The organism is Nocardioides sp. P5_C9_2 (genome assembly GCF_054049555.1).
Genome location: NZ_JBFUMD010000111.1, coordinates 1 through 9,157, shown reverse-complemented (window position 1 = coordinate 9,157; position 9,157 = coordinate 1). Strand labels below are relative to the sequence as shown.

At 73.9% G+C, this 9,157-nt stretch carries 10 protein-coding genes and 1 riboswitch; of the genes, 6 read left to right on the top strand and 4 right to left on the bottom strand.

Going from position 1 to position 9,157, the window contains the following annotated elements:
• Nucleotides 1-186 precede the first annotated feature (186 nt).
• From ACXJKL_RS07870 to mobA, 3 genes are all read right to left on the bottom strand, one after another.
• A complete protein-coding gene (locus ACXJKL_RS07870; protein WP_457206508.1) occupies nucleotides 187-1,155 on the bottom strand; it encodes an NAD(P)H-quinone oxidoreductase in 969 nt (322 codons plus the stop codon).
• A gap of 66 nt (nucleotides 1,156-1,221) precedes the next feature.
• On the bottom strand, nucleotides 1,222-1,548 hold the full coding sequence (locus tag ACXJKL_RS07865) for a DUF6457 domain-containing protein (RefSeq protein WP_457206507.1): 327 nt from the start codon (nucleotides 1,546-1,548) through the stop codon (nucleotides 1,222-1,224).
• Nucleotides 1,549-1,611: 63 nt separating this feature from the next.
• Complete coding sequence (gene mobA, locus ACXJKL_RS07860; RefSeq protein ID WP_457206506.1) at nucleotides 1,612-2,187, bottom strand: molybdenum cofactor guanylyltransferase; 576 nt, start codon at nucleotides 2,185-2,187, stop codon at nucleotides 1,612-1,614.
• A gap of 67 nt (nucleotides 2,188-2,254) precedes the next feature.
• Between mobA and ACXJKL_RS07855 the strand changes: the two genes are divergently transcribed.
• Genes ACXJKL_RS07855 through ACXJKL_RS07845 form a run of 3 tightly spaced genes read left to right on the top strand, consistent with a single transcriptional unit; the run spans nucleotide 2,255 to nucleotide 4,731 of the window.
• The gene (locus tag ACXJKL_RS07855; protein WP_457206505.1) at nucleotides 2,255-3,331 is read left to right on the top strand and encodes a hypothetical protein; all 1,077 of its coding nucleotides are present in this window, start codon (nucleotides 2,255-2,257) and stop codon (nucleotides 3,329-3,331) included.
• Between the two features lie 31 nt (nucleotides 3,332-3,362).
• The gene (locus ACXJKL_RS07850) at nucleotides 3,363-3,590 is read left to right on the top strand and encodes a biotin/lipoyl-binding carrier protein (protein WP_457206504.1); all 228 of its coding nucleotides are present in this window, start codon (nucleotides 3,363-3,365) and stop codon (nucleotides 3,588-3,590) included.
• A 37-nt stretch (nucleotides 3,591-3,627) separates the two neighbouring features.
• Nucleotides 3,628-4,731, top strand: coding sequence for a zinc-binding dehydrogenase (locus ACXJKL_RS07845; RefSeq protein ID WP_457206503.1), 1,104 nt, complete (start codon nucleotides 3,628-3,630; stop codon nucleotides 4,729-4,731).
• Between the two features lie 7 nt (nucleotides 4,732-4,738).
• On the opposite strand, the gene gndA is transcribed toward ACXJKL_RS07845, so the two are convergent.
• On the bottom strand, nucleotides 4,739-6,193 hold the full coding sequence (gndA, locus tag ACXJKL_RS07840; RefSeq protein WP_457206502.1) for an NADP-dependent phosphogluconate dehydrogenase: 1,455 nt from the start codon (nucleotides 6,191-6,193) through the stop codon (nucleotides 4,739-4,741).
• A gap of 63 nt (nucleotides 6,194-6,256) precedes the next feature.
• Nucleotides 6,257-6,321: riboswitch (guanidine-III (ykkC-III) riboswitch) on the top strand.
• Nucleotides 6,322-6,331: 10 nt separating this feature from the next.
• Between gndA and ACXJKL_RS07835 the strand changes: the two genes are divergently transcribed.
• From ACXJKL_RS07835 to ACXJKL_RS07825, 3 genes are all read left to right on the top strand, one after another.
• Nucleotides 6,332-6,646: a DMT family transporter gene (locus ACXJKL_RS07835; RefSeq protein WP_457206501.1), complete on the top strand. Its 315-nt coding sequence runs from the start codon at nucleotides 6,332-6,334 to the stop codon at nucleotides 6,644-6,646.
• 49 nt (nucleotides 6,647-6,695) lie between these two features.
• Nucleotides 6,696-7,400, top strand: coding sequence for a class I SAM-dependent methyltransferase (locus ACXJKL_RS07830; RefSeq protein WP_457206500.1), 705 nt, complete (start codon nucleotides 6,696-6,698; stop codon nucleotides 7,398-7,400).
• A gap of 69 nt (nucleotides 7,401-7,469) precedes the next feature.
• Nucleotides 7,470-8,984 carry an MFS transporter gene (locus ACXJKL_RS07825; RefSeq protein ID WP_457206499.1) on the top strand — a complete coding sequence of 505 codons (1,515 nt, stop codon included), beginning with the start codon at nucleotides 7,470-7,472 and terminating at the stop codon, nucleotides 8,982-8,984.
• Nucleotides 8,985-9,157 lie beyond the last annotated feature (173 nt).

The window sequence follows — 9,157 nt, the reverse complement described above, 5'->3', positions numbered from 1 at the left end:
CGTCGGGACCGACCACCACCACCTGCTCCTCGTCGGAGGAGTCGTCCTGGCCGGGCCGGTGCTGGGGGCTGCCCTGCTGCTCGCTCATGTCGTCCACCCTAGCCGCGGGGCACAGGGGTGCCTGGGGGACGTCGTCGGGGGTGCCCGGGCGCGCGATCGTCGGGCACGTGTCCCGCGCGATCGTCCTCAGAGGGTCAGCACGATCTTCCCGATGTGGTCGCTGGACTCCATCAGCGCGTGCGCGGCCGCGACGTCCTCCAACGGCATCGTCGTGTGCACGATCGGTCGGACCGTGCCGTCGGCGACGAGCGGCCAGACGTTCTCCACCACGGATGTGCAGATCGCGGCCTTGTCGTCGGTCGGTCGCGCCCGCAGCGAGGTGGCGATCACCGCGCCGCGCTTGCGGAGCAGCGCATTGATGTCGAGCTCGCCCTTCGCACCGCCCTGCATCCCGATGATGACCAGGCGGCCCTCGGTGGCGAGCGCGTCGACGTTGCGCCCCAGGTAGGACGCCCCCATGTTGTCCAGGATGAMGTCGGCGCCGCCGTCGCCCCGGACGACCTCCACGAAGTCCTCCTCGCGGTAGTTGATCGTCACGTCCGCGCCCAGCTCGGCGCAGGCCGCGAGCTTGGCGGCGCTGCCGGCCGTGGCGAAGACCTTCGCCGAGGTCGCGCTGGCCAGCTGGATGGCCATGGTGCCGATCCCGCCGGAGCCGCCGTGCACCAGGAACCGGTCGCCCGGCTGGAGCCCGGCGACCATGAAGACGTTCGACCACACGGTGCAGGCCACCTCGGGCAGCGCCGCCGCCTCGACGAGCGAGACCCCCCTCGGCACCGGCATGAGCTGTCCCACGGGCACCACGACGTACGCCGCGTAGCCGCCGCCGGCGAGCAGCGCGCAGACCTCGTCGCCCACCGCCCAGCCCTCGACGCCCGCACCGAGTGCGGCGACCGTGCCGCTGCACTCCAGGCCGATGACGTCGGAGGCTCCCGGGGGTGGCGGGTAGAAGCCCTGGCGCTGCAGGGTGTCGGCCCGGTTGACGGCGGTCGCCGCGACGGCGACCAGGACCTCGCCGGGACCCGGCGTCGGGTCGGGCACCTCGCCCACGGACAGGACCTCGGGACCCCCGGTGCCGGAGGCGATGACGGCTCGCATGGGTCCACCATGCCAGCCGGTCCGCCGGCCCGTCCCGCAGCCCGTCCCGCAGGTCGGTCGGTCGGCCTACTCCTCCTCGAAGTCCTCGCCCGTGTGGTCGACCGTGGAGTCGTCGGGGACCTCGTCGTCGATGTCGTCGGGGTCCGGGGCGCCGGCGGGACGCTCCCACCGCTCGGCGAGGCCCTGGGCGAGCCCGGCCAGCCGCTCGATCTCGGCCGGGTCGGCGTCGCGGGCACCGACGGCCACGCCCAGCAGGTAGGCGGTGACGGGCGCCGCGGTCTTCTGCACGTTCCTGGCCGAGATGCGCGCCAGGTCGAGCACGAGGCCCTCGTCCACCTCGGTCTCGATGTCGAGCACGTCGCACAGCTCATCGATCCAGTCGTGGATGTTCACCCCCTCAATCTCCACCCGGGAGGATTCGGCGTGCAAGTACCTTCGACGTCCTCGCCGGGCGTGTCATGCCTGCAGGTCGCGCCAGTCCGCCCAGGTGTCCACGTCGCGCGCCTCCGCGCCGTCGGCCGGCACGTCCACGAGGTCCAGGTCGACCAGCAGTGCGCGCAGCGACATCCCGTGCTGGTGCTCGCGGTCGGGCCGCACCGCCGCGAGACGGTCGGTCGCGAGGACCCCCGCGAGCTGTCGGCGCCCGTCGGGGTCCACCAGGAAGGCGCCGTCCCGCCCGCTCGCCGCCACCCGGAGCCGTCGCAGGGTGTCCGACGTGACGTGCGGCATGTCCACCGCCAGCACCCCGACCAGGGCCGGCGCGCGCAGCAGCGCGTCGACGCCGGTGAGCAGCCCGGCCACCGGGCCGCCGCTGGGCGGGTCCTCGCGGGTGAAGGTCACCGGGCGCGAGATCGGCGACCGAGGGCCGACGACCACCACCTCGTCGGCGTCACGGAAGGCGTCGACGGCCAGCTCCAGCAGGGTCCGCCCCCGGAGCTCGAGCCCCGCCTTGTCGATGCCGTCCATGCGTGCCGCCGTGCCGCCCGCGAGGACGACCCCGGCGAAGCGCGCCTCGACCCGGTCCGGTGCCATGCCCACGAGTCTCCCAGCGGCGTCCTCCCGGAAGGCATCCGGTGCCGCCCGCTGTAGCCTTCGGGCCGTGTCCTCCCCCGCTCGTGCGCCCGTGAAGGGCCGCCGCATCGCCGACCGGCCGCCGTCGAGGCGGCGCACGGAGACGGCCGCCGACACGAGTCCCGGCGCCGCCTCTCCGCAGACCCGCGGCCTCCTGTGGCTGCTGGCCGGTCTGGTGCTGGTGGCCGGGGTGGCGACGCTGGTCGCGTCCGCGGTGGGCGTCGGACCGGGATGGGTCGACGGAGCCGGCGCGACAGCCGTGGCCACGGTCCTCTCGTGGGCGCTGGCGGTGCGGACCGGTGGCCGGTCCTGGGTGACCGCCGTCCTCGCGCTGGCGATCGGCGTCCTCGCGGTCGTCGTCGACACTCCCATGCTGCGTACGGGTGCCGCGGTCCTCACCGTGGTGGCCGGCGGTGTGCTGGCGGTGATGCTGACCGTCCCGGCGGCCACCTACTGGCGCGCCTGCCGCGAGGTCCTCGTGGCCACCCTCCTGGCGGGGGTCACCGCGCTGGCGGCGGTCGGCTTCGAGCCCACGGTCACGGTGCCCCGCTTCGACTACGCGTCGCTGCTGCTGGGCCTGGTGCTGGTCTTCGCCCTCGTCTACCGCCTCGGTGCCGGCCTCCACGGCCTCGGTCGTCGCGGCCTCGTCGCGGTCCTGGTGGGCGCCGTCCTCCTGGTCCTCACCCTGGCCTACGCCGATCTCCTGCGTCGGTACGGCGCAGGGTCGGTCGTCCTGTCCGTCCTCGACTTCGTCGACTGGACCACCGAACGGATCGGGGCCTTCCCCCGACCGCTCGTGGTGCTGCTCGGCATCCCGGCGCTGGTCTGGGGCACCCACATGCGCGCGCGCCGCCGGCAGGGCTGGTGGGTGTGCGCCTTCGGCGTCACCGCCACGATCCCGCTGTCCCAGGGCCTGCTCGACCCCGACGGCAGCTTCCTGGAGGCCGCGCTGCGGGCGGCGTACTCCCTCGTCCCCGGCCTGCTGCTGGGCTACCTCGTGGTGCGGGTCGACCTGGCGCTCACGGGTCCGCGTGGTCGTCGCGGCCGTCGCGCGGAGGAGGCCGAGGCGCACCGCCCCGAGCCCTCGCGCTTCGCGGAACTCTGACTACGCCCCGGTAACGGCTAGGTTCGCTCCCATGGCTCGCTCCCAGTCCACCGAGATCCTCRCCGAGATGGTGGCCAACGTCCTTGTCGTGTCGTGCGAGGTCGGCGACACCATCGCCCAGGGCGACACCGTCATCCTGCTGGAGTCGATGAAGATGGAGATCCCCGTCCTCGCCGAGCGGGCGGGCACCGTCACCGCCATCAAGGTCACCCCCGGCGACGTCGTCCAGGAGGGCGACCCGCTGGTCGTGCTGGACTGATCGCGTCGGCCCCGGTCGCGTGCGGCACAGTGACCCCATGCTGATCCGTGGAGCCGTCCTGGAGTCGATCGGGGCCTCGCGCCCGTACGCCGACTCGCGTCCCCTGACCATCAGTGAGCTCGAGCTGGACCCGCCCGGGCCCGGCGAGCTGCTCGTGCGGGTGGAGGCTGCGGGCCTGTGCCACTCCGACCTGTCGGTCGTCGACGGCAACCGGGTGCGCCCGGTCCCGATGCTGCTCGGGCACGAGGCCGCGGGCCGGGTCGTGGAGGCCGGGCCCGGTGCGACGGTCCCGGTCGGCACCCGCGTGGTGATGACGTTCCTGCCCCGGTGCGGTGAGTGCCCCGCCTGCGCCACCGACGGGCTCGCCCCGTGCGTCCCGGGCAGCGCGGCCAACAACGCCGGGCACCTCATCGGCGGCGCCCGCAGGTTGCACCGGGAGGGCGCCGACGTCTTCCACCACCTCGGCGTCTCGGGCTTCGCAGACCACGCGGTGGTCCACGAGACCTCGGTCGTCGCGGTGGACGACGACGTGCCCGCCGAGGTCGCCGCGGTGCTCGGGTGCGCCGTGCTCACGGGGGGTGGCGCGGTCCTCAACGCCGGTCGGCCGACACCGGGCCAGACCGTCGCCGTCGTGGGTCTCGGGGGAGTGGGCATGGCCGCGGTGCTCACCGCGCTCGCCCAGGACGGCGTACGCGTCGTCGGCGTCGACACCCTCCCGGAGAAGCTCGAGGCCGCCCGGCGGCTGGGCGCCCACGACGCGCTGACGCCCGCCGAGGCGGTCGAGCAGGGGCTCACCGCGGAGGTCGTGATCGAGTGCGTCGGACGCGCCCGCGCCTTCGAGGCGGCGATCGACCTCACCGCCCCCGGCGGGCGGACCGTCACGGTGGGGCTGCCCGCCCCCGACGACACGGCCACCGTCTCGCCGCTCGCGCTGGTCGCCCAGGGGCGCACCATCATCGGCAGCTACCTCGGGTCGGCCGTCCCCAGCCGCGACATCCCCGTCTTCGCCGACCTGTGGCGCGCCGGACGTCTTCCGGTCGAGCACCTGGTGTCGTCGCACGTCGCCCTCGAGGACATCAACGAGGGCATGGACCAGCTCGCCGACGGGCACGCGATCCGCCAGGTCATCCTCTTCGACTGAGCGACGATCAGCCCGCCGACTCCTCGGCGCGGTCGTCCTCGGCCCACCGGGTGTGGAACGTGCCGTCCCGGTCGACCCGCTCGTAGGTGTGCGCGCCGAAGTTGTCGCGCAGCGCCTGGATGAGCGCCGCCGGCAGCCGGTCGCGCCGCAGGCCGTCGAAGTAGGCCAGCGACGAGGAGAACGCCGGGGTCGGCACGCCGCCGCGCGCCGCCGTCGCGACCACCTCGCGCCAGGCGTCCACGCCGTCCTTGACGGCGTCCGCGAAGTACGGCGTGGTGAGCAGGGTGGTGAGGTCCGGCTCGTCGGCGTACGCCTCCTTGATCCGGTCGAGGAACTGCGCCCGGATGATGCAGCCGCCACGCCAGATGGTGGCGACCTCGCCGAGGTCGATGTCCCAGCCGTGCGCCTCGGCGCCGGCCGCGACCTGGTCGAACCCCTGGGCGTAGGCGACCACCTTGGAGGCGTACAGCGCCGCGCGCACCTGGTCGACGAAGACGTCGCGGTCGACCTCGACGCGCTGCGTCTCCGGGTCGGTGGTGAAGACCTCGCGGGCCGCGGCGCGCTGCTCGGTGTGGCCCGAGAGCGAGCGCGCGAAGGTCGCCTCGGCGATGCYGGTGACCGGCACGCCGAGCTCGAGGGCGTTCTGCACGGTCCAGCGGCCGGTGCCCTTCTGCTCGGCGGCGTCGCGCACCACGTCGACGAACGCCTGTCCGGTCGCGGCGTCGGTGTGGCGCAGCACGTCGGCGGTCATCTCGATGAGGAACGACTCGAGGTCGCCGCCGTTCCACTCCTCGAAGATGTCGGCCACCTGCGCGGGCTCCAGGCCGAGCACCGAGCGCAGCAGGTCGTAGGACTCCGCGATGAGCTGCATGTCGGCGTACTCGATGCCGTTGTGCACCATCTTCACGAAGTGACCGGCGCCGTCGGGACCGACATGGGCGCAGCACGGGGTGCCGTCGACGACCGCGGCGATCGACTCGACCACCGGGCGCAGCCGCTCGTAGGCGTGCTCGGAGCCGCCGACCATGATGGACGGGCCGTTGAGCGCGCCCTCCTCGCCGCCCGAGACGCCCATGCCGACGAAGTGCAGGCCCTTCTCGGCCAGCGCCTCCTGACGGCGGATCGTGTCGGTGAAGTGCGCGTTGCCGGCGTCGACGACGATGTCGTCCTCGTCCAGCAGGGGCACCAGCTCGTCGATCACCGCGTCGGTGGCCTCGCCGGCCTTCACCATGATGACGATCGCGCGGGGCCGGGCGATCGCGGCGACCAGCTCCTCCAGCGACTCGGTCCCGACGAAGTCACCCTCGTCGCCGTAGCCGTCCAGCAGCGCGGTCGTCCGTGCGGTCGTGCGGTTGTGCACCGCGATGGTGTGGCCGTTCCGGGCGATGTTGCGGGCCAGGTTGCGCCCCATGGTCGCGAGGCCGGTGAGGCCGATGGTCGCTCGAGCCTGCTCGTCGGTCATGTGGCGGCAACCCCGCTCGCCGGGCGCCTATTCCGGGCCGACGGCGCACGGCGGGTAGCCTCGGCGGCGAGCCGACCCGGCTCGCCGGACGAGGGAGCCGTACCCGGACAGCGACAAGACGGCCTCATGGAGGTCGTCATGGCATGGATCGTGCTCGTCGTGTCCGGGGTGCTGGAGGCCTTGTGGGCCGTGGCCCTGGGTCGCTCCGAGGGGTTCTCGCGTCCCGTCCCGTCCGTGGTCTTCGTCGTCGGTCTCGTGCTGAGCATGGGCGGACTGGCCTACGCGATGCGCACCCTGCCGATCGGGACGGCCTACGCCGTGTGGGTCGGCATCGGCGCGGCGATCACGGTGGGCTTCGGGATGGCCACGGGGGCCGAGCCGGCGAGCCTGGTCAAGGTGGCGCTGATCGTCGGGCTCGTCGGCTGTGTGGTCGGACTCAAGCTCACCCACTGATCCGGACCCGCCGCTTGCCCCGCGGTCCGGCACGCCCCAGGCTGGCACGATGACGCACGACTTCGACGCCGACTACTGGGAGTCCCACTGGCGGGAGGTCGGCGCGGAGGACGGACGTCCGCCCGTGCCCGCCAACCCGTACGTCGCCTCCGGCACGGCCGGCCTGGTACCGGGCACGGCGCTGGACGCCGGGTGCGGCGAGGGCGCCGAGGCGATCTGGCTGGCCGAGCACGGCTGGCAGGTCACCGCGGCCGACATCTCGCAGCAGGCACTGACCCGGGCCGCCGACCGTGTGGCGGACGCGTCGCCCGGTGTGCGGGTCACGTGGGTCCGCGCCGACCTGGACACCTGGGAGCCGCCGCAGCAGTACGACCTGGTGACCACGCACTACGCGCACCCCGCCATGCCCCAGCTGGCGTTCTACGAGCGCCTCGCCACCTGGGTCGCGCCGGGCGGGACCCTGCTCGTCGTCGGCCACCTCCAGGAGCCCGGTGGCGGGCACGGACACGGGCACGGGCACGCACACGAGCCGCAGGACGGTCACGCGCACGGCCGCGGCGACCGACGGCCTCCCGAGCAGGCGACCGTCACCGCCGCGAGCGTGGTCGGCCGCCTCGACCCGACGCTCTGGGAGGTCGTCAGCGCGGACGAGCCGGTCCGGGCGGTGGGCGACGGAGCGGGAGAGCTGCACGACGTCGTCGTCCGGGCCACGCGCCGGGCGGCTCCCGACGACGGGCTCACCCCRCACGGGTGATCTCCTCGCGCCCGCGGCGGTGCTTCCGTGGACGGGCCCGCGAGCAGCCCCGGCGAGAGGAACCGCGACATGAGCGAGGTCGACGCGACGACGGCGAAGGGCGMGACCGGCGTGCTGGTGGCCACCTGCGTCTCCACGCTGGTGGTCAACGCCAACACCTCCGCGGTGAGCATCCTGCTGCCGGCCATCAGCGCGGACACGGGCATGTCGGTCGAGACGCTGCAGTGGGCCGTCACCGGCTACTCGCTGGTCGGTGCCGCCGTGATCGTGACCTCGGGCGCGCTGGGCGACCTCTTCGGCCGCAAGCGGGTCTTCCAGCTCGGTCTCCTGCTCTTCGTCGCGTCCTGCGTGCTCATCGCCCTCGCCGACTCGGGCGGCATGGTGATCGCGGGACGCCTCGTGCAGGGCGCGGCCGGCTCGACGATCCTGGCCTGCGGGCTGAGCCTGCTCACCGTGGCCAACAGCGGCTCCGCGCAGGTGCGGGCGGTGTCCCTGTGGGGGGCCGCCGCGGCCGTCGGTGCCGCGGCCGGGCCGCTGGTGGGTGGCGTGCTCGTCGACGTCGCCGGGTGGCAGGGACTGTTCTGGATCGACGCCGCCATCGCGGTCCTGGTCGTGCTGCTCACGGCCGCCACCGTCTCGGAGTCACGCGACCCCGACCGACCCCCCACGATCGACTACGCAGGCTCCGCCCTCGTGGCCCTGACCCTCGCACCCCTGATCCTCGCCCTGAGCAAGGGCAGCGACTGGGGCTGGGTGTCGCTCGCCACCGTCGGCTGCCTCGTGGTGTCGGTGCTCGCGGGCATCGGGTTCGTCGCCGTCGAGCGACGCGTCTCGCTCCCGCTCCTCGACCTCGCGCTCCTGCGCAACCGGGTGCTGGTCGGGTCGACCATGGCCATCCTGATCGGCGCCGGCACCATCAACGCGCTGATGTTCGTGCTGAGCCTCTACCTCCAGGACCCCAGCACCCTCGGGTTCAGCCCGTTGGACGCCGGCCTCGCCACCCTGCCCGCCACCGTCGGGCTGGTCGTGGTCGCACCCCTGGTTCCCCGCCTCGCCACGAAGTTCGGCGGCCGCCAGGTCGTCGGCCTCGGTTTCCTGGTCACCGCCCTCGGCTTCTCCGCGGTCGGCCTGGTCGACTCCTCCTGGCAGTACGGCGCCTTCGTGCTGCCCCTGATCGCCATCGCCGTCGGCATGGGGCTGTCCAACGGCCCGGCGTCGGCGGCGTCCACCGCCTGCGTCCCGCCCGCGCAGGTCGGCTCGGCGTCCGGGGTCTCGAACATGGCGCGCTACGTGGGTGCCGCCGTGGCGACGGCACTGGCAGCGACGATCTACGGCTCGGTGACCGCCAACGGCATCGCCGACGGGGCCTCCGACGCCGACGCACTGGCATCGGGACTGTCCGCGACGTCGTGGCTGATGGCCGGGTTCAGCTTCGTCGGCGTCCTCATGGCCGTGCTCATGGGACGCAGGTTCCGCGCCTCGCAGGGCACCCTCGGCGACGCCGCGGCGGCCGCCTCCGCCCACACCCACACGCTGCCCACCACGGCGAGCGGGGCGGCCCCGGAGCCCGCCGCCCGGTCCTGAGCCGCCGCGCGTCCGTCGCGCTCCCGGCACGATCCTGCTCGTCCGAGCGGAACATCCGACGGCCGGGAGCAGTCAGATGTGCCGCGCTGGCGGCTGGCCGCCCGCAACGAGCGACAGCCGGACCCAGGGGATCCGGCTGTCGCTCGACTGGCTGGCGGTGGCGGTGGGATTTG

Excerpts from the sequence above, each read along its gene's own strand:
- mobA (WP_457206506.1), bottom strand. The coding sequence starts at position 2,187 with ATGGCACCGGACCGGGTCGAGGCGCGCTTCGCCGGGGTCGTCCTCGCG.
- ACXJKL_RS07845 (WP_457206503.1), top strand. The coding sequence starts at position 3,628 with ATGCTGATCCGTGGAGCCGTCCTGGAGTCGATCGGGGCCTCGCGCCCG.
- ACXJKL_RS07835 (WP_457206501.1), top strand. The coding sequence starts at position 6,332 with ATGGCATGGATCGTGCTCGTCGTGTCCGGGGTGCTGGAGGCCTTGTGG.